The sequence below is a fragment of the Massilia cellulosiltytica genome (genome assembly GCF_047325105.1).
Classification (GTDB): Bacteria; Pseudomonadota; Gammaproteobacteria; order Burkholderiales; family Burkholderiaceae_D; genus Telluria; species Telluria orientalis.
In genome coordinates, this window is sequence record NZ_CP168562.1 from 1,217,435 (window position 1) to 1,235,454 (window position 18,020).

Below are 18,020 nucleotides of genomic sequence, written 5' to 3' on the forward strand. Positions count from 1 at the left end.
TCAGAACGTTTCCCACTCCTCGGTAGCGGCCGCCTTTGGCGCCGCCTTCGGTGCCGGCTTGCGGACGCTCGTCTTCACGGGCACGACGGCGCGCGAGGGAGTGGGTGCGGGCGCGGCCTTCGGTGCCGTCATGGCTTTCGAGTCGATATGGAACAGGGCGACCACTTCGGCCAGCTTGTCGGCCTGGTCGCGCAGCGCGGTGGCGGCCGCCGCCGATTCCTCGACGAGGGCGGCATTGTGCTGCGTGGACGAATCCATGTCGGCGATCGCGTTGTTGACCTGTTCGATGCCGGTGCTCTGCTCGCCGCTGGCGCTGGCGATCTCGGCCACGATGTCGCTCACCTTGCGGATGCTGTCGACCACTTCGCTCATCGTCATGCCGGCCTGGTCGACCAGCTTCGTGCCGTCCTCGACCTTGCTGACCGAGTCCACGATCAGTGCCTTGATCTCTTTCGCCGCGGCGGCCGAGCGCTGGGCCAGCGTGCGCACCTCGCCCGCCACGACGGCGAAGCCGCGGCCCTGTTCGCCCGCGCGCGCCGCTTCGACGGCGGCGTTCAGCGCGAGGATGTTGGTCTGGAAGGCGATGCCGTCGATGACCGAAATGATGTCGACGATCTTCTTGGACGAATCGTTGATCGCGCCCATCGTCTGCACGACCTGGTCGACGACTGCGCCGCCCTGGGTGGCGATTTCCGACGCGGCGATCGACAGCTGGCTCGCCTGGCGCGCATTGTCCGCGTTCTGGCGCACGGTGCCCGTCAGTTCCTCGACCGTGCTGGCCGTCGTGCCGAGCGAGCCGGCCTGCTGTTCGGTGCGCGAGGACAGGTCCATGTTGCCCGCCGAGATTTCCGCCGACGCGGTGGCGATGGTATCGGTGCCGCTGCGTACCTGGGCGACGATCGCGACGAGGCTGTCGTTCATGTTGCGCAGCGCGCGCAGCAGGGCGCCGGTTTCGCACGTGCCGCTCGCGTCGATGTGCTGGGTGAGGTCGCCGCCGGCCACCTTCTCGGCCAGGTCCACGGCCTGGCGGATCGGACGGACGATCGCATTCGCGAGCACCCACGCGCAGGCGGCGCCGAACAGCACGGCGACGCCGGCCACGATCATGATCATGCGCGCGCTGTGGCGGCTGGCGTTGTCGATCTCCCTGGCGACGGTGTCGATGCGGTCCTGCTGCATCTTGACCAGTTCGGCCTGCTTGCCTTCGTAGGCTTCCGACGTCGGTACGTATTCCTGGTTCAGGATGCGCTCGGCTTCCGCGGTGTCGCCGGCGGCCTTGGCCTTGATGGCGCGTTCCTTGGACGACGTGTATGCCTTGCGCAGTTCGGTGATGCGGCCGAACAGCGCGCGTTCCTCGTCGCTGTCGAGCAACGCTTCGATCTGTTTCAGCAGTTCGGTCGAGCGGCTGGCGGTCTTGACGCCGTCGGCCTTGAAGAATTCGACGAGGCTGGGGTCCGAGCTCTTGACGATGGCGGCGGTACGGCGCACGGCGGCGAACGTCTGCATATGCCATTCTTCCATCATGCGCTCCTTGGCCAGCGGGACGGCCATCATCGCGCGCGTCGCATCCGCGATCGTATTCAGGCGCCAGACGGCGGCGGCCGCGATGACGAGGGTCAGGCCCAGCACCAGGGCGAAGCCCACGCCGAGACGTTTCGCAATATTCATATTGGCGAGAAAGCCCATCTTGTTCTTCCTTGATTCAAGCGTGATTGTTATGGGGGAAGAGGTAACAAACAGTTCCCGGCTTGATTCTACGTACAGGGAAGAATTTTTTGTTGCCTTATGGAACTCTGCGCCCAAAAAGTGTGCATATGAGCACCATAATGTTGCCCGCATGTGACAGCATCATGCATGTCGGTTAACTGCCATGATGAGGTTGACAACGGGTTTCAGCGGGCGGTCTTGCGCAGGCGCGCGATGCGTTCGGCGGTGTCGGGGTGCGTGGACAGATATGACATCGATTTCTTCAGCCAGCGCGGCAGTTTGTCCTCGCCTGGACGCGCGCGTTCCAGCGCCTCCAGGACATCGGCGAGCACGTCCGGTTCGAGCCCGTTGCGGCGCAGGACCGCGACCGCGTCGTCGTCCGCTTCCAGCTCCATCGCCCGCGAATACCGCATCTGCGTCAGCACGGCCGGCAGGCCGGCGGCGACGGCGCTGAAGTCGCCGAACAGCGTGGCCGACATCGCGGCCGTCAGCGACGACCCCGTCATCGCGCGCGTGGCGTGGCGCCGTTCGATGTGGCCGACCTCGTGGCCGATCACGCCCAGCAGGGCGGCTTTGCCGTTGTCGTCCAGTTCGTTGTCGTCGTCGAGCGCGAGGCGGACCATCGCGTCCGTCACGATGATCGTGCCGTCCGGCAGCGCCAGCGCATTGGCGCCCAACGTGTCGGACGAGCGCACGAGCAGGCGCACGGGCACGCGCGGGTGCGCGGGCAGCGCTTGGGGCAGCAGGGCTTCGACGTCGGCGATGCGGTCGTCCGAGAGGCGCGACGGCGCCAGCATGCCCTGCGCTTCCAGGCCGGCCAGCGCGGCCTGGCCGAGCTTCGTGTCGACCGAGGCCGGCAGGCGCGCGGCGACGAATTCGGCGGCGGCCGGCACGCCCCACACGAAACCGGTGCCGAGCAGCGCCAGCAGGAGGACGAGGGCGGCGAGGGCGGCGGGCCAGCGTGCCTGCCAGCGCTCGACGGCGCTCTTGCGGTAGCCGAGCGCGGCCAGCAGCGCCTGCCGTCCCGGGCCGTACGGCACCTCGCAGGTGGCGTCGCCGAGGCGCAGCACGAGCGGCGCCTGCTCGAACGGTTCGGCCAGCGCGACGTCCGCCAGGGGAAAGCTGCGTTCGAACCCGGACGCATCGACGTGCAGGTGGCCATCGCGTACGTCCAGGCCGACCGGTTGCAGGCGGGCGTCGTGGCCATCGAAGAAATGGGCTGCGATCATCTTGCGCTCCTTACCACGACAGGTCGACGCCGAGGAAGTCTGCGATGCCGTCGCCGGCCGCCGCCGCGGGTGGACGCCGCGCCGCCAGCACGGCCTGCTCGAACCCGTCCGGCGCGTCGACGCTGAGGTGGGCCACGCGATATTTCCACGTGCGCACGACGGCGAACGGGCGGAACAGGCCGAACGTCAGCAGGGTCAGCAGCACGTTGACCGTCTGCAGGCGCAGATAGGGCCAGGTCCGCATCGCGCACGTGATACGGATGCCGGGGAAGGACGTGGCCGACCAGGCCAGGTTGTTCATGCGCACGAGGATGTACGGCCCCATCAGCAGCATGTAGAGATACGTGAGCACGATGGCGAGGATGGCCGGGAGGAACGCCGCGAACGCCGCCGCCGACTTTTGCCCGCGCGCCAGATACACCGAGAGGCCGATCGACAGGCCGACGACCACCATCACGCCGAGGCCGATCAGGAATGCGCGCACGTAGGGCTTGGCGAGGTCCGCCGTGTCGAGCCCGAACGCGGCATGCTGGTCGCCCGCCATCAGGTGCTTGTGCTGGTAGGCCTTCATCGCGCCATGCATCAGCGGCCAGCACAGGTACAGCAGGAAGATGGCGCCGACGCCGGGATTCCCCGGCATCAGGGCGACGAGCGCGCCGGGCAGCACGAAGATCGCCACCGGCACGAAGTACACGATGTAGGCCTCCTTGATGCCGCCCGCGAAGCCGAACGGCAGGCCGCGGTAGACCGTGTTCGACAGGCGGAAACGCAGCGCCGACCGCATCATGAAGGGCAGGCCGGCCAGCAGCAGCGCGACGGTGACGACGCCCGCCTTGAGCGAGAAGCCGAACGCGTAGTGATACGCCGCCAGCAGCGCCACCGCGAGGATGCGTCCGCGTAGGATCGCTTTCGGGTCGCCCCGGAAGTCGAAGCCGGCGCCGGCGAGCTGGGTGTTCCGGTAAAAATACTGCAGCCGGCGGGTCTTGGCCCAGGCCGAGTAGATGCCCAGCGTGGCCACCGTCAGCATCAGGTTGACGATCCAGATGCGGAAGTATTCGGCGCCGCTGCCGGAGAACGACAGGGCATGCGAAGTCGGCTCATCGAAAGGACGGTCGTCAGGTGCGTGCATGGCCGATTTTCTTGACATGGAAGAAAGATCACCAGTGTAGCCACAGTCCACCACTGTTGGCAATGGGATATGTTGCCAAGATGGAATGAGGAAGTATTTGCAGGTTTAAGGTATAATTTCTATTTCCCGCGCGTGCCGTTCGGCACCTTCTGCACAATGACCAAATTCGTATTCGTCACTGGCGGCGTCGTGTCTTCCCTGGGTAAAGGGATCGCGGCCGCCTCCCTCGCCGCGATCCTCGAATCGCGCGGTCTCAAAGTCACCATGCTCAAGCTCGACCCGTACATCAACGTGGACCCGGGCACGATGAGCCCCACCCAGCACGGCGAAGTGTTCGTCACCGACGACGGCGCCGAGACCGACCTGGACCTGGGCCACTACGAGCGCTTCATCAGCACGCGGATGAAGAAGGTGAACAACTTCACGACCGGCCAGATCTATGAATCGGTGATCCGCAAGGAACGCCGTGGCGAGTACCTCGGCAAGACCGTGCAGGTGATCCCGCACATCACCAACGAGATCCAGGACTACATCCGCCGCGGCGCCGAAGGCGTCGACGTCGCGCTCGTCGAGATCGGCGGCACCGTCGGCGACATCGAGTCGCTGCCGTTCCTCGAAGCCGCGCGCCAGCTGTCGCTGCGCCAGGGCCGCAAGGGCGCAGCGTTCGTGCACCTGACCCTCGTGCCGTACATCTCGTCCGCCGGCGAGCTGAAGACCAAACCCACCCAGCACTCGGTGCAGAAACTGCGCGAGATCGGCATTTCGCCGAACGCGCTGCTGTGCCGCGCCGACCGCCGCATCCCGGACGACGAGCGCGCCAAGATCTCGCTGTTCGCCAACGTCGAAGAGCAGGCCGTCATCTCCGTGTGGGACGTCGACACGATCTATAAAGTGCCGCAGGTGCTGCACGACCAGGGCCTGGACGACATCATCCTCGACGCCCTCGGCCTCGAGGCGCCCAAGGCCGACCTGTCGATGTGGACGAAGCTGATCCACACGCTGGAGAATCCGAAGCACGAAGTCACGATCGGCATGGTCGGCAAGTACGTCGACCTGATCGAGTCGTACAAGTCCCTGACGGAAGCGCTGCGCCACGCCGGCATCCACACGGAAAGCCGCGTCAACATCGAATACATCGACTCGGAAGAGATCGAGTCGACGGGCTGCGCCAACCTGGCCAAGTACGACGCCATCCTGGTGCCGGGCGGCTTCGGCAAGCGCGGCGTGGAAGGCAAGATCATGGCCGCCCGCTATGCCCGCGAAAACCAGATCCCGTACCTGGGCATCTGCCTGGGCATGCAGGTCGCGCTGATCGAATACGCGCGCCACATGGCCGGCCTGCCGAACGCCAACTCGACGGAATTCGATCCGGAGACCGACCAGCCGGTCGTCGCCCTGATCAACGAGTGGCAGAACCACGACGGCAAGGTCGAGAAGCGCGACGTCAATTCCGACCTGGGCGGCACCATGCGCCTGGGCGCGCAGACCTGCGCCGTGAACCCGGGCACGCTGGCCGCCGAGATCTACGGCAACGTCGTGACGGAGCGCCACCGCCACCGCTACGAAGCGAACAATTACTACCTGCCGAAGGTCGAAGCTGCAGGCCTCGTCGTCGCGGCGCGTACGCCGAACGAAGACCTGTGCGAGATCATGGAACTGCCGCGCAATGTCCACCCGTGGTACATGGGCGTGCAATTCCACCCCGAGTTCAAGTCGACGCCGCGTAACGGCCACCCGCTGTTCTCGTCGTTCATCCAGGCCGCGCTGGCCCACCAGGCCGCCAATGCCAATCAACAGGCTGCAAACACGCCTGCAGCCCTGCAAGGAGATGCAGCATGAAACTGTGCGGATTCGACGTCGGCCTCGACCAGCCGATCTTCCTGATCGCCGGCACCTGCGTGATCGAGTCGCGCCAGATGGCCATGGACGTCGCCGGCCAGCTGAAGGAGATCACCTCGGCGCTGGGCATCCCGTTCATCTATAAATCGTCGTTCGACAAGGCGAACCGTTCGTCCGGCAAGTCGTTCCGCGGCCCCGGCATGGAAAAAGGCCTGGAGATCCTGGCCGACGTGCGCAAGGAAATCGGCGTGCCCGTCCTGACCGACGTGCACACCGAGGAAGAGATCCCGGTCGTCGCGAGCGTCGTGGACGTGCTGCAGACGCCGGCCTTCCTGTGCCGCCAGACCGACTTCATCAACGCCTGCGCCCGTTCCGGCAAGCCCGTGAACATCAAGAAGGGCCAGTTCCTGGCACCGGGCGACATGAAGAACGTGATCGACAAGGCGCGCGCCGCAGCTGCGGAAGCCGGCCTGCCCGACCAGTTCATGGCGTGCGAGCGCGGCGTCTCGTTCGGCTACAACAACCTGGTTTCCGACATGCGTTCGCTCGCCATCATGCGCGAGTCGAACTGCCCGATCGTGTTCGACGCCACCCACTCGGTGCAGCTGCCGGGCGGGCAGGGGACGTCGTCCGGCGGCCAGCGCGAGCACGTGCCCGTGCTGGCGCGCGCAGCGGTCGCGGCGGGCGTGTCGGGCCTGTTCATGGAAACCCACCCGAATCCCGCGTGCGCGCTGTCGGACGGCCCGAATGCCGTGCCGCTCGCCCGCATGAAGGATTTGCTGACCACACTGGTCGACCTCGACCGTATCGTCAAGAAGGCCGGCTTTATCGAATCGGACTTTCAATAACAGGAACGTGGCGTACCACGTCGTTCCGTAAGCGTAACGACGTCGTCCCCGCGAACGCGGGGACCCATGCCGAGCGTATCGAAGTGGCTCGGCATGGATTCCCGCCCAGGCGGGAATGACGGGCTCAATAAAGCGCGCCGTGCGGCTTGGCGCGACTGTATCGATTCTTACTTTCTGGAGATTAAAGAACCATGAGTGCTATCGTTGATATCATCGGCCGCGAAATCATCGACTCGCGCGGCAATCCGACCGTCGAGTGCGATGTGCTGCTGGAATCCGGCGTGATGGGTCGCGCCGCCGTCCCGTCGGGCGCCTCGACCGGTTCGCGCGAAGCCATCGAGCTGCGCGACGGCGATCCGAAGCGTTACTTCGGCAAGGGCGTGCTGCAGGCCTGCGAGAACATCAACACCGAGATCAGCGAAGCCATCATGGGCCTGGACGCCAACGAACAGGCATTCCTGGACCGCACCCTGATCGACCTGGACGGCACCGAGAACAAGAGCCGCCTGGGCGCGAACGCGATGCTGGCCGTCTCCATGGCCGTCGCCAAGGCCGCCGCTGAAGAATCCGGCCTGCCGCTGTACCGCTACTTCGGCGGTTCGGGCGCGATGCAGATGCCGGTGCCGATGATGAACGTCATCAACGGCGGCGCGCACGCCGACAACAACCTGGACATTCAGGAATTCATGATCATCCCGGTCGGCGCCCCGTCGTTCAAGGAAGCCGTGCGCTACGGCGCCGAGGTGTTCCACACCCTGAAGAAAATCCTGCACAGCAAGGGCCTGAACACGGCCGTCGGCGACGAAGGCGGTTTCGCCCCGTCCGTCGCGAACCATGAAGAAGCCATCAAGCTGATCATGCAAGCGATCGAGCAGGCAGGCTACGTGGCCGGCCAGGACATCGCCATCGGCCTGGACTGCGCCGCCAGCGAGTTCTACAAGGACGGCAAGTACGTGCTGGAAGGCGAAGGCGGCCTGCAGCTGACGGCCCAGGACTTCACCAACATGCTGGCCACCTGGTGCGACAAGTACCCGATCGTCTCGATCGAGGACGCGATGGCCGAAGGCGACTGGGAAGGTTGGGCAACGCTGACCGCCGCCCTGGGCAAGAAGGTGCAACTGGTGGGCGACGACCTGTTCGTCACCAACACCAAGATCCTGAAAGAAGGCATCCAGAAGGGCATCGCCAACTCGATCCTGATCAAGATCAACCAGATCGGCACCCTGACCGAAACCTTCGCCGCCATCGAGATGGCCAAGCGCGCCGGCTACACGGCCGTGATCTCGCACCGTTCGGGCGAGACCGAAGACTCGACCATCGCCGACATCGCCGTCGGCATGAACGCCCTGCAGATCAAGACGGGCTCGCTGTCGCGTTCGGACCGCATGGCGAAGTACAACCAGCTGCTGCGCATCGAGGAAGACCTGGGCGACATCGCCAGCTACCCGGGCCGCGACGCTTTCTACAACCTGAAGTAATCGAGTAGTATGGACACGGGTTCGTTCGCCGGGCTCGTGTCGACACCCCGCCAGCCGTATTCATCCATGCGCCTCATCACCCTTGCCCTGGCAGCCCTGCTGCTGCTGATCCAGTATCCCCTGTGGCTGGGGAAGGGCGGCTGGCTTACCGTGGCCGACCTGGAATCCCAGGTGGCCGCGAGCCGCGCCAAGACCGAGCAGCTGAAAGCCCGCAACGCCAAGCTGGAATCGGAAGTGCGCGACCTGAAGGACGGCCTCGGCGCCGTCGAGGAACGCGCGCGCTACGACCTGGGCATGATCAAGTCGAACGAGATCTTCGTGCAGGTATTGCGCAAGGACGAGAAGCCGGCCGTCATGATGACGGAACCGCCGCCGCCACCGCCGCCGAAGGTCAAGAAGGGCGCGCCATGATCCCCACGGAATCTTCCCCGCCGGCGCTCGACACGCTCGAGGCCGTCGCGGGCTATCTCGCCGCCGCGTTCGATGCCGGCGATCCCGACACCATGACGGAGGCGCTGAAGCTGGTCGCGCGCTCCGCGGGCCTCACGCACCTGGCCGCCGCTGCCGGCCTGCCGCGCGACCTGCTCGCCGCGGCGATGAACCGCGGCGAGATGGGCCTCGATAGCCTGCTGGCCATCATGAAGGTCATCGATTTGCACCGTCCGGCCGACGGCGCACCCAATTGATCAAGCTTCTCGCGCCCGCCGGCGTTCGCTGCCGCCACTGATTGCAGCCGCGCACGCCGGCGGCCGCGCCCCTGTCAGGCGCCGGCCCCGACGGCGCCCGGCGGCGCATAACCCGGCTCTAGCAGGCCGGGAATCGGTTCTCCTTCCACGACGACGATCTCGCCGATGCTCTGCGCACGCGCGACGATGCGGTCGCCGTTCGCGATATGGCTGCCCACGAGGGCGATCGGTTGGTTCGCATACGTCGACGCATGCCCGGCGCCGGACACGATCACGCTCTCGCTGCCGTCCGGGTAGCGAACCCGGTCGCCGACGCAGGCGATGCGGAAATCGTCCGCGGGCTCGCCCTGCGATGCGAGCACGACTTCGCCACCGCGGCGGGTGCGCGAACCGATCGTGGCGATGGGGTAGCGGGCGACCACTTTACGGGGTGCGCCCTGCGCTGTGGCTGTGTTGGCGTTGATGGCTGCATCATTGCTACGTACTGATTTCATCCGGTTCTCCAAAAGTTTGCAAAACGGGACGCGAAAAAGCGACACATTCCCGGTCTCAAGTGCACGAGTTCGTACACTGGAGGCCATTGAAACGCGTCGTTGATTTAAACCAATTGATGCAGCGCAATTTGAACCGGTCGGTCATCCTGAATCAGGGAATTCCGACAGGGTTGCCGGTTAACTTCCGACCGGCAATAAAGAGGATGCCGCATCGGCCCTGATCAGGGGCCGTCTGCGGCAGAAAAGGCGGGATCAGGCCGACTGGCCGTTCTCGAGGAAGGAACGCAGCATCCATGCATTCTTTTCGTGGATCTCCATGCGGTCGCTCAGCATGCCGGCGCTCGGCTGGTCATTGGCCTCATCGGCGATCTTGAACGCCTCGCGCACCGTGCGGATCAGTGCTTCCTGGCCGTCGACCAGCTGGCGGATCATTTCCTGCGCGTTCGGCACGCCGGCTTCTTCCCTGATCGACGACAGTTCCACGAAGCGGGCATAGGTGCCCGGCGCGAAATGACCGAGGGCGCGGATGCGTTCGGCGATGTTGTCCAGCGCGTTCCACAGTTCCGTGTATTGTTCCATGAACATGATGTGCAGCGTCTGGAACATCGGACCCGTCACGTTCCAGTGGAAGTTGTGGGTCTTCAGGTACAGCATATAGCTGTCCGCCAGCACGCGCGACAGGGCATTGGCGATGTTGGCGCGGTCTTCGGTGCTGATGCCGATATTGATGTTGCTCATGGAGTTCTCCTGTTGCTGTGACATTGATGACAAGCTTAACAGGATCTCTCGATAGCGGTAGTTTATATTACCAATAAAAATGATAGGGACCGCCAATGGCGGCCCCGTATCGATCAGTGCTTGATGGTGGAGGGGGGCGCCAGACCGTCGGCCGTCGTGTCACTGGCAAACAATTGCGCGCAGTCGACGGCATCGAAGCCGTAATGCTTGCCGCAGAAGTCGCAGTTGATGCCCAGTTCGCCCAGGTCGTGCAGGGCGGACTCGACTTCTTCCTTGCCCAGCATCTTGAGCATGTTGCCCACTTTTTCGCGCGAGCAGGTGCAGTGGAAGACCGGATGCAGCGGGTCGAACACGCGGATCGTCTCTTCCCAGAACAGGCGCCGGAGCAGCGTTTCCACGTCGGTCGTGAGCAGCTCTTCCTGCTTCAAGGTCTGGCCCAGCATGACGGCGCGGGTCCAGGTCTCGAGGTCTTCTTCCTCGCTGGCCTGCTTGACCTGGCCTTCGATGCTGGAATTGCGCGGCAGCTTCTGCAGCAGCAGGCCGCGCGCGACGTTCTCGTCGGCCGCCAGCCACAGCTTGGTGTCCATCTGTTCCGAGCGCAGCATGTAGTTCTCGATGACGGTCGCGATGTCCTCGCCGACGAGCGGCACGACGCCCTGGTACGGCTGCTGGCCCGGAACCTTGTCCTGCGGGTCGAGCGTGATCACGAAGCGGCCGTGGCCATGCTGGTTCAGCAATTGCGCGACGGACGCGTCGTCCGGCACGTCCGCGCCTTCGCGCAGCTTGGCGGTGGCGCGCATGCACAGGTTCGCGTCGCACTCGACGACGAGCAGTTTCACCAGGCCGTCGCCATGGATCTGCATGACGATCGAGCCGTTGAACTTGAGGTTGGCGGACAGCAGCGCCGCCGCGGCGACCATTTCGCCCAGCAAGGCGCGCACCGCCTTCGGGTAGACGTGGCGCGACTGGATCTCGCGCCACGCGTTGGAGATCTCGACGAGCTCGCCGCGGACGGCTGCGTTGTCGAAGATGAATTTCTGGAGGGTGTCCTTGCTGGTATCAGTCGTCATTCTTTATCCGATTTTCTTGAGCTCCGCCTTGAAGCGTTTGCCGCGCTCGACATAGCTGGCGGCATTGCCCTGCAGGCGGAGCAGGTCGTCTTCCGTGAGCGCGCGCACTACCTTGGCCGGGGCGCCCAGGATCAGCGAACCGTCCGGGAACTCCTTGCCTTCGGTGACCACGGCGCCGGCTCCCACGAGGCAGCGCTTGCCGATCTTCGCGCCGTTCAGCACCACGGCCTGGATGCCGATCAGCGCGCCGTCGCCGACGGTGCAACCATGCAGCATCGCCTGGTGGCCGACGGTGACGTTCTTGCCGAGCACGAGCGGAAAGCCCATGTCCGTGTGCATCACCGTGCCTTCCTGGACATTGCTGCCGGTACCGATCGTGATGCGCTCGTTGTCGCCGCGGATCGTCACGCCGGACCACACCGAGGCATCCGCCGCGACCGTCACTTTGCCGATCAGGGTGGCCGAATCGGCGATATAGGCCGACGGATCGATCTCGGGCGCATCTTCGCCCAGCTGGTAAATCGCCATGGAGTGCTCGCGGAAGGTTGAGATGCCCGTATTTTACGCCTTCACGCTCGTAAGGGGCCCAGATGGGGCTGGCCTGCAGGATTACAAGCTTCGTGCTTATAATGCGAACGGTCGTACTAATTTAACTCGCAAACAGGAACCGCCATGACACCGTCCCGCTCCGAATTCCTCACTATCCGCGGCTTGCGCACCCACGTCCGCCACTGGGGCCGCGAGGGCGCGCCCAAGCTGTTCATGGCGCATGGCTGGATGGACATGTCGGCCTCGTTCCAGTTCGTCGTCGACGCGTTGCAGGGCGACTGGCACGTGATCGCCCACGACTGGCGCGGCTTCGGCCTGACCGGGCGCTCCGGCAACGACACGTACTGGTTCCCCGACTACTTCGCCGACCTGGAAGCGATCCTCGACCATTATTCGCCCGGCGAACCCGTGAACCTGCTGGGCCACAGCATGGGCGGCAACATCGTGAGCGTGTATGCGGGCGTGCGGCCGGAACGCATCGCGAAGCTGATCAACCTGGAAGGCTTCGGGCTGCCCGCCACGCGCCCCGACCAGGCGCCGGGCCGCTACGCCAAGTGGCTCGACGAAGTGAAGGTCCCGCCCGCCATGCGCGGCTACGCCAGCCTGGATGAGGTGGCGACGCGCCTGCGCAAGACGAACCCGCGCCTGCCGGCCGACCGCGCCGCTTTCCTCGCGCAGCACTGGGCCGCGCAGAATGCGCAGGGCGAGTGGGAAATCCTGGGCGACCCGGCGCACAAGATGCCGGGGCCGCTGCTGTACCAGGTGGAAGAGGTGCTCGCGTGCTGGCGCCGCATCACGGCGCCCGTGCTGTGGGTCGAGGCCGAGCACACGGACATGTGGCGCTGGATGGGCCCGAAGGAAGAGGCCCGCCACGAAGTCGACCGCCGGCTCGCGCAGCTGGCCAAGGTCACGCCGCGCATGATGCCGGATGCGGGGCACATGCTGCACCACGATCAACCCGAAGTGCTGGCGCGCATGATCGAGGCGTTCCTCGCGGGCTGACATTGCGTACAATGGTATTTCGAAACGATACCCTGTCCGGATGCTGCCCATGAAAGTCGATCTCCACTGCCACTCCAACGTCTCCGACGGCGTGCTCGCACCCGCCGCCGTGGCCGCGTATGCCCGCAAGGGCGGTGTCGATGCATGGGCGCTGACGGACCATGACGAAATCGGGGGGATCAAGGCCGCACGCGCGAAGGCCGAGGAACTGGGCATGCGCTTCGTGCCGGGCGTGGAGATTTCCGTGACGTGGGCCGGCGAGACCGTGCACCTCGTCGGCCTGCAGGTCGACGAAGACAATGCGACTCTCGTGCAGGGCCTGGCCGCCACGCGCAACGGGCGCGACGCGCGCGGGCGCGAGATCGCCGCGCAGCTCGACCAGGCCGGCATCCCGAACGCCTACGAAGGCGCGCTGAAATACGTCGGCAATCCGGACCTGCTGTCGCGCACGCACTTCGCGCGCTACCTGTGCGAGCTCGGCAAGTGTTCCAACACGTCGGAGGTGTTCCGCCGCTATCTCACGGAAGGCAAGCCGGGCTACGTGCCGCACCGCTGGGCGACGCTGGCCGATGCGATGGGCTGGATCCGCGCGGCGGGCGGCGTCCCCGTGATCGCGCATCCGGGCCGCTACCGCTTCGACGCGACGGCCGAGGGCGCGCTGTTCGACGAATTCAAGCAGCTGGGCGGCAATGCCATCGAGGTCGTCACGGGCAGCCATACGCCGGACCAGTACGCGACGTATGCCGAGGTGGCGCGCCGCTACGGTTTCCTCGCATCGCGCGGGACGGATTTCCACGCGCCGGGGGAGTCGCGCGTCGAGTTCGACCAGTTGCCGCCGCTGCCGAGCGGGGTGACGCCGGTTTGGCATGACTGGTTCTAAGCACACCGTCGTCCCCGCGAAGGCGGGGACCCAAGTTTTGTGCGTCGACGCGACGTGAAATTGGGTCCCTGCCTCCGCAGGGACGGCGAAGTTGCCGCCGTTGCCGAGTGGGGTGACGCCGGTTTGGCATGACTGGTTCTAAGCACCCCGTCGTCCCCGCGAAGGCGGGGACCCATGCTGAACCTCCGACGTCGCGATCGCAAGTGGTCCGCAAATTGATCGATTTCGGTAACTCAGTATGGGTTCCCGCTTCCGCGGGAACGACGTGCCGGGCTTGAAATTTCAACATCCAACCCTTATCTTGTCGGACTGATATTGAACCCATCCTGAGGCTCCCCAGATGAAGCGCATACTGCTGTTCCTCGCCACCAACCTCGCCGTCGTGCTCGTGCTGTCGATCGTGCTGAACGTCCTCGGCGTCGGGCGACCGGTCGGCGGGCAGGGCATCAACGTCGGGGCGCTGCTCGTGTTTTCGCTCGTCGTGGGCTTCACGGGTTCCATCATTTCCCTGTTGATGAGCAAGCCGATGGCGAAGATGTCCACCGGCGCGCGCGTCATCGAACAGCCCGGCAACGCCACTGAAGCATGGCTGCTCGGCACCGTGGGCAACCTCGCGCAGCGCGCGGGCATCGCGATGCCGGAAGTGGCCGTGTACGAGGGCGAGCCGAATGCGTTCGCGACGGGCGCTTTCAAAAATTCCGCGCTGGTGGCCGTGTCGACGGGCCTGCTCGCCAACATGAACCGCGAAGAAGTCGAGGCCGTGCTGGGCCACGAGATCGCGCACGTGGCCAATGGCGACATGGTCACGCTCACCCTGATCCAGGGCGTGGTGAACACGTTCGTCGTGTTCCTCGCGCGCGTGGTCGGCTTCTTCGTCGACAACGTCGTGTTCCGCCGCGGGAACGACGCGCGCGGGCCGGGCTTCGGCTATGCGATCACCGTGTTCGTGTGCGAGATCCTGTTCGGCATCGTCGCGTCGATCATTGTCGCGTGGTTCTCACGCCAGCGCGAATTCCGCGCGGACGCCGGTTCGGCCCAGCTGCTGGGCAGCCCGCTGCCGATGCAGCATGCGCTCGCGCGCCTGTCCGGCATGCACCCGGGCGTGCTGCCGCAATCGATGGCCGCATCGGGCATCTCCGGCCACGGCAGCGGCTGGGGCGCGCTGTTCGCGTCGCACCCGCCGATGGAAGAACGCATCGCGGCCCTCCAGGCGCTGCGCCAGTCGGGGTTCGCGCGATGACCCAATATTTCGAAGTCCATCCCCAGAATCCGCAGGCGCGCCTGATCCGCCAGGCCGCGCAGATCATCCAGAGCGGCGGCATCGTCGCCGCGCCGACCGATTCCGCGTACGCCCTCGTATGCCGCCTCGACGACAAGGCGGCCGTGGAAAAGCTGCGGCGCATCCGCGGCGTCGACGAGAAGCACCACCTGACGCTGCTCGTGCGCGACCTGTCCGAGATCGCCACGTATGCGCGCGTCGACAACCGCCAGTACCGGCAACTGAAAGCCGTCACGCCGGGGCCGTACACGGTGATCCTGGAAGCGACGAAGGAAGTGCCGCGCAGGCTGTCGCACCCGTCGCGCAAGACGATCGGCATCCGCGTGCCGGAAAACGCGATCCTCCTGGCGCTGCTGGAAGAACTGGGCGAACCCTTGATCGGCACGACCTTGCAACTGCCGGGCGACGACAACATGCTGTCCGATCCGGACGAGGTGCGCGAGCGTCTCGACAGGCAGATCGAGCTCGTGATCGACGGCGGCGCCGGCACGCTCGAACCCACCACGATCATCGACCTCACGGGGCCCGACGCCGAACTCGTACGCGAAGGCCGGGGCGATCCGGCCGCGTTCGGCCTGTAGGCCGGGGCCGCCGCGCCGCGCGCTCTGATAGAATCGCAGGTTATGGATGAACTCATACGCAATCTGGCAGTGTATGCACTGCCTGTCCTCTTTGCGCTGACGATGCACGACGCCGCCCAGGCGTTCGTCGCGAAACGCTTCGGAGACAACACCGCACACGCCGCCGGGCGTACCACTTTCAATCCGCTGGCCCACATCGATCCGATCGGCACCATCGTCATTCCGGTGGTGATGTACCTGACGGTGCACTTCGTGTTCGGCTACGCGAAACCGCTGCCGATCAACTACGGCCAGATGCGCAACCCGAAGCGCGACATGGCGTGGGTCGCGCTGTCCGGTCCGGGCGCAAACTTCGTGATGGCGCTGATCTGGCTCCTGCTGGCGATCTTCCTCAACTACTTCGGCGTGCAGGAGTCGTTCCCGCACCTCGTGGCCGAGGCGGGTGTGCAGACGAATCTGTGGCTGATGGCGTTCAACCTGCTGCCGATCCCGTCGATGGATGGCGGCCGCGTGCTGTTTTCCATCCTGCCGCACAAGGCCGCATTCCAGTTCGCGCGCCTGGAGCCGTACGGCTTCATCATCCTGCTCGCGCTGATCTTCCTGAAGGTGATCGGCTACTGGCTGTTCTGGGTCGGCGTGATCGCGAACCTGCTGCTGCACCTGATCGTCTATCCCCTGAATTTTCTCCTGACCTGATACCGCTATGTTTCCCGACCGTGTCGTTTCCGGCATGCGCCCGACCGGGCTGATGCACCTTGGCCACTACCATGGGGCCCTGAAGAACTGGATCCGCATGCAGTCCGAACTGCCTTGCCTGTTCTTCGTCGCCGACTGGCACGCGCTGACCACGCATTACGACGACCCGGCGATCATCGAGAAAAGCACGTGGGACATGGTCATCGACTGGCTGGCGGCCGGCATCGACCCGGCCCAGGCCACGATCTTCATCCAGTCGAGGGTGCCGGAGCACGCGGAACTGCATCTGCTGCTGTCGATGGCCACGCCGCTCGGCTGGCTCGAGCGCGTGCCGACGTACAAGGACCAGATCGAGAACCTGGCCAACCGCGACCTCGCGACGTACGGCTTCCTCGGCTACCCGCTGCTGCAGGCGGCCGACGTGCTGATCTACCGCGCCACGCAGGTGCCCGTGGGCGAGGACCAGGTGCCGCACATCGAGATGATGCGGGAGATCGCGCGGCGCTTCAATCACCTGTACGGCAAGGAGCCTGGCTTCGAGCAGAAGGCGCTGGACGCCGTGAAAAAGCTGGGCAGCAAGCGCGCCAAGCTGTATGCGGAACTGCGCACCGCGTACCAGCAGGACGGCATTGCTGCCGCGCTGGAACAGGCGCAGGCCATGCTGGACGAGGCGGGCAGCCTGTCGAACATCGACCGCGAGCGCCTGTTCGGCTACCTGGAAGGCAGCCGCAAGATCATCCTCGTCGAGCCGCAAGTGAAGCTGACGGAAGCATCGCGCCTGCCGGGCCTCGATGGCCGCAAGATGTCCAAGAGCTACGGCAATTCGATCTCGCTGCGGGAAGATCCCGAATCCGTCACGAAGAAGATCCGCACGATGCCGACCGATCCCGCGCGCGTGCGCCGCAGCGACACGGGCGATCCGCTCAAATGCCCGGTGTGGCAGCTGCACGAAGTCTATTCCGACGCGAATACGAAGGATTGGGTGATGAAGGGCTGCACGAGCGCCGGCATCGGCTGCCTCGAGTGCAAGCAGCCCGTCGTGGAAGCCGTGCTGGCCGAGCAGGAGCCGATGCACGAGCGCGCGCAGCAGTACGTCGACGATCCGTCGCTCGTGCGCGCCATCGTCGCCGACGGTTGCGAGAAGGCGCGCAAGCTGGCGCAGGAAACGATGCGCGACGTGCGCGAAGTCATGGGACTGTCCTACTCGTGACGGACCGTCCATCCGCCTGGGTCGCGCGCTTTGCGCCGGCGATCCCGCCGGGCGAGACGCTCGATCTCGCGTGCGGCGGCGGCCGTCATGCGCGCCTGCTGGCGGCGCTCGGCCATCCCGTGCTCGCGGTCGACCGCGACGCCGCATCGCTCGCGCAGGCGGCCGGTCCCGGCATCACGACCCTGCAGCACGACCTCGAAGCGGAGGGCGGCGCATGGCCGTTCGCGCCGGGACGTTTTGCCGGCATCGTCGTCACGAACTACCTGCACCGGCCGCTGTTCGCGCATCTCGCGGGCGCGCTGGCGCCGAACGGGATCCTCGTCTACGAAACCTTCGCGCTCGGGAACGAACGCTTCGGCAAACCATCCAACCCGGCGTTCATGCTGGCGCCCGGCGAACTGCTGGACGTCGCCGCACGCCATGGTTTGAAGGTCCTCGCCTACGAGGACGGGATCATCGAGACGCCCCGTCCGGCGCGCGTGCAAAGGCTGTGCGCGGCGGGTCGGGAGGTCGATCCGGGAGCAGTCAGGCTCGATATGTAACCAACCTGTAACCATGCCATTTATATGGTGTGGAATGAACCATAACGCCAGGCTATCCGCTAC

19 protein-coding genes are annotated in these 18,020 nt (G+C 65.5%); 12 read left to right on the forward strand and 7 right to left on the reverse strand.

What is annotated here, in order from left to right:
* The 3 genes from ACEN9H_RS05405 to ACEN9H_RS05415 all read right to left on the reverse strand — a co-directional run bounded on the left by ACEN9H_RS05405 (position 1) and on the right by ACEN9H_RS05415 (position 4,065).
* Positions 1 to 1,686 (reverse strand): methyl-accepting chemotaxis protein, encoded by a 1,686-nt coding sequence (locus ACEN9H_RS05405; RefSeq protein ID WP_413674025.1) that lies wholly within the window; start codon positions 1,684 to 1,686, stop codon positions 1 to 3.
* A 206-nt stretch (positions 1,687 to 1,892) separates the two neighbouring features.
* On the reverse strand, positions 1,893 to 2,936 hold the full coding sequence (locus tag ACEN9H_RS05410) for a M48 family metallopeptidase (RefSeq protein ID WP_413674026.1): 1,044 nt from the start codon (positions 2,934 to 2,936) through the stop codon (positions 1,893 to 1,895).
* A 10-nt stretch (positions 2,937 to 2,946) separates the two neighbouring features.
* The gene (locus ACEN9H_RS05415; protein WP_413674027.1) at positions 2,947 to 4,065 is read right to left on the reverse strand and encodes a YjgN family protein; all 1,119 of its coding nucleotides are present in this window, start codon (positions 4,063 to 4,065) and stop codon (positions 2,947 to 2,949) included.
* Positions 4,066 to 4,221: 156 nt separating this feature from the next.
* Here ACEN9H_RS05415 and ACEN9H_RS05420 point away from each other — a divergent pair, with 156 nt between their 5' ends.
* The 5 genes from ACEN9H_RS05420 (at position 4,222) to ACEN9H_RS05440 (ending at position 8,916) form a co-directional block, all read left to right on the forward strand.
* Positions 4,222 to 5,904, forward strand: coding sequence for a CTP synthase (locus ACEN9H_RS05420; RefSeq protein WP_413674028.1), 1,683 nt, complete (start codon positions 4,222 to 4,224; stop codon positions 5,902 to 5,904).
* Entirely contained in the window at positions 5,901 to 6,752 is an 852-nt protein-coding gene (gene kdsA / locus ACEN9H_RS05425; protein WP_371761139.1) for a 3-deoxy-8-phosphooctulonate synthase, read from the forward strand. The genes ACEN9H_RS05420 and kdsA overlap by 4 nt, the downstream gene beginning before the upstream one ends.
* A 191-nt stretch (positions 6,753 to 6,943) precedes the next feature.
* A complete protein-coding gene (gene eno / locus ACEN9H_RS05430) occupies positions 6,944 to 8,230 on the forward strand; it encodes a phosphopyruvate hydratase (RefSeq protein ID WP_056136601.1) in 1,287 nt (428 codons plus the stop codon).
* A 66-nt stretch (positions 8,231 to 8,296) separates the two neighbouring features.
* On the forward strand, positions 8,297 to 8,641 hold the full coding sequence (gene ftsB, locus ACEN9H_RS05435) for a cell division protein FtsB (protein ID WP_056136910.1): 345 nt from the start codon (positions 8,297 to 8,299) through the stop codon (positions 8,639 to 8,641).
* Positions 8,638 to 8,916 (forward strand): DNA-binding protein, encoded by a 279-nt coding sequence (locus ACEN9H_RS05440; RefSeq protein ID WP_413674029.1) that lies wholly within the window; start codon positions 8,638 to 8,640, stop codon positions 8,914 to 8,916. Before ftsB ends, ACEN9H_RS05440 begins: the two co-directional genes overlap by 4 nt.
* A 74-nt stretch (positions 8,917 to 8,990) precedes the next feature.
* On the opposite strand, the gene ACEN9H_RS05445 is transcribed toward ACEN9H_RS05440, so the two are convergent.
* The 4 genes from ACEN9H_RS05445 to ACEN9H_RS05460 all read right to left on the reverse strand — a co-directional run bounded on the left by ACEN9H_RS05445 (position 8,991) and on the right by ACEN9H_RS05460 (position 11,746).
* On the reverse strand, positions 8,991 to 9,410 hold the full coding sequence (locus ACEN9H_RS05445) for a PAAR domain-containing protein (RefSeq protein WP_413674030.1): 420 nt from the start codon (positions 9,408 to 9,410) through the stop codon (positions 8,991 to 8,993).
* A 252-nt stretch (positions 9,411 to 9,662) separates the two neighbouring features.
* On the reverse strand, positions 9,663 to 10,148 hold the full coding sequence (locus ACEN9H_RS05450; RefSeq protein WP_413674031.1) for a Dps family protein: 486 nt from the start codon (positions 10,146 to 10,148) through the stop codon (positions 9,663 to 9,665).
* Positions 10,149 to 10,261: 113 nt separating this feature from the next.
* Positions 10,262 to 11,218, reverse strand: coding sequence for an Hsp33 family molecular chaperone HslO (gene hslO / locus ACEN9H_RS05455; protein WP_413674032.1), 957 nt, complete (start codon positions 11,216 to 11,218; stop codon positions 10,262 to 10,264).
* A gap of 3 nt (positions 11,219 to 11,221) precedes the next feature.
* Entirely contained in the window at positions 11,222 to 11,746 is a 525-nt protein-coding gene (locus ACEN9H_RS05460; protein ID WP_413674033.1) for a gamma carbonic anhydrase family protein, read from the reverse strand.
* Positions 11,747 to 11,890: 144 nt separating this feature from the next.
* On the opposite strand from ACEN9H_RS05460, the gene ACEN9H_RS05465 reads away from it, so the two are divergent.
* The 7 genes from ACEN9H_RS05465 (at position 11,891) to ACEN9H_RS05495 (ending at position 17,957) form a co-directional block, all read left to right on the forward strand.
* The gene (locus ACEN9H_RS05465) at positions 11,891 to 12,769 is read left to right on the forward strand and encodes an alpha/beta fold hydrolase (RefSeq protein WP_413674034.1); all 879 of its coding nucleotides are present in this window, start codon (positions 11,891 to 11,893) and stop codon (positions 12,767 to 12,769) included.
* Positions 12,770 to 12,809: 40 nt separating this feature from the next.
* Positions 12,810 to 13,649 carry a 3',5'-nucleoside bisphosphate phosphatase gene (locus ACEN9H_RS05470; protein ID WP_056328613.1) on the forward strand — a complete coding sequence of 280 codons (840 nt, stop codon included), beginning with the start codon at positions 12,810 to 12,812 and terminating at the stop codon, positions 13,647 to 13,649.
* A gap of 340 nt (positions 13,650 to 13,989) precedes the next feature.
* The gene (gene htpX, locus ACEN9H_RS05475) at positions 13,990 to 14,889 is read left to right on the forward strand and encodes a protease HtpX (RefSeq protein ID WP_413674035.1); all 900 of its coding nucleotides are present in this window, start codon (positions 13,990 to 13,992) and stop codon (positions 14,887 to 14,889) included.
* Positions 14,886 to 15,509: an L-threonylcarbamoyladenylate synthase gene (locus ACEN9H_RS05480; protein WP_413674036.1), complete on the forward strand. Its 624-nt coding sequence runs from the start codon at positions 14,886 to 14,888 to the stop codon at positions 15,507 to 15,509. Before htpX ends, ACEN9H_RS05480 begins: the two co-directional genes overlap by 4 nt.
* Before the next feature lie 42 nt (positions 15,510 to 15,551).
* Positions 15,552 to 16,205, forward strand: coding sequence for a site-2 protease family protein (locus tag ACEN9H_RS05485; protein ID WP_413674037.1), 654 nt, complete (start codon positions 15,552 to 15,554; stop codon positions 16,203 to 16,205).
* A gap of 7 nt (positions 16,206 to 16,212) precedes the next feature.
* The gene (locus tag ACEN9H_RS05490) at positions 16,213 to 17,415 is read left to right on the forward strand and encodes a tryptophan--tRNA ligase (protein WP_413674038.1); all 1,203 of its coding nucleotides are present in this window, start codon (positions 16,213 to 16,215) and stop codon (positions 17,413 to 17,415) included.
* Positions 17,412 to 17,957 carry a class I SAM-dependent methyltransferase gene (locus ACEN9H_RS05495; protein ID WP_413674039.1) on the forward strand — a complete coding sequence of 182 codons (546 nt, stop codon included), beginning with the start codon at positions 17,412 to 17,414 and terminating at the stop codon, positions 17,955 to 17,957. Before ACEN9H_RS05490 ends, ACEN9H_RS05495 begins: the two co-directional genes overlap by 4 nt.
* Positions 17,958 to 18,020: the final 63 nt, after the last annotated feature.

Coding starts and splice junctions, on each gene's coding strand:
- ACEN9H_RS05410 (WP_413674026.1), bottom strand. CDS start 2,936: ATGATCGCAGCCCATTTCTTCGATGGCCACGACGCCCGCCTGCAACCG.
- ACEN9H_RS05480 (WP_413674036.1), top strand. CDS start 14,886: ATGACCCAATATTTCGAAGTCCATCCCCAGAATCCGCAGGCGCGCCTG.
- ACEN9H_RS05445 (WP_413674030.1), bottom strand. CDS start 9,410: ATGAAATCAGTACGTAGCAATGATGCAGCCATCAACGCCAACACAGCC.
- hslO (WP_413674032.1), bottom strand. CDS start 11,218: ATGACGACTGATACCAGCAAGGACACCCTCCAGAAATTCATCTTCGAC.
- ftsB (WP_056136910.1), top strand. CDS start 8,297: ATGCGCCTCATCACCCTTGCCCTGGCAGCCCTGCTGCTGCTGATCCAG.
- eno (WP_056136601.1), top strand. CDS start 6,944: ATGAGTGCTATCGTTGATATCATCGGCCGCGAAATCATCGACTCGCGC.
- ACEN9H_RS05470 (WP_056328613.1), top strand. CDS start 12,810: ATGCTGCCCATGAAAGTCGATCTCCACTGCCACTCCAACGTCTCCGAC.
- ACEN9H_RS05490 (WP_413674038.1), top strand. CDS start 16,213: ATGTTTCCCGACCGTGTCGTTTCCGGCATGCGCCCGACCGGGCTGATG.
- ACEN9H_RS05450 (WP_413674031.1), bottom strand. CDS start 10,148: ATGAGCAACATCAATATCGGCATCAGCACCGAAGACCGCGCCAACATC.
- ACEN9H_RS05465 (WP_413674034.1), top strand. CDS start 11,891: ATGACACCGTCCCGCTCCGAATTCCTCACTATCCGCGGCTTGCGCACC.
- ACEN9H_RS05420 (WP_413674028.1), top strand. CDS start 4,222: ATGACCAAATTCGTATTCGTCACTGGCGGCGTCGTGTCTTCCCTGGGT.
- ACEN9H_RS05440 (WP_413674029.1), top strand. CDS start 8,638: ATGATCCCCACGGAATCTTCCCCGCCGGCGCTCGACACGCTCGAGGCC.
- ACEN9H_RS05405 (WP_413674025.1), bottom strand. CDS start 1,686: ATGGGCTTTCTCGCCAATATGAATATTGCGAAACGTCTCGGCGTGGGC.
- ACEN9H_RS05460 (WP_413674033.1), bottom strand. CDS start 11,746: ATGGCGATTTACCAGCTGGGCGAAGATGCGCCCGAGATCGATCCGTCG.
- ACEN9H_RS05415 (WP_413674027.1), bottom strand. CDS start 4,065: ATGCACGCACCTGACGACCGTCCTTTCGATGAGCCGACTTCGCATGCC.
- kdsA (WP_371761139.1), top strand. CDS start 5,901: ATGAAACTGTGCGGATTCGACGTCGGCCTCGACCAGCCGATCTTCCTG.
- ACEN9H_RS05485 (WP_413674037.1), top strand. CDS start 15,552: ATGGATGAACTCATACGCAATCTGGCAGTGTATGCACTGCCTGTCCTC.
- htpX (WP_413674035.1), top strand. CDS start 13,990: ATGAAGCGCATACTGCTGTTCCTCGCCACCAACCTCGCCGTCGTGCTC.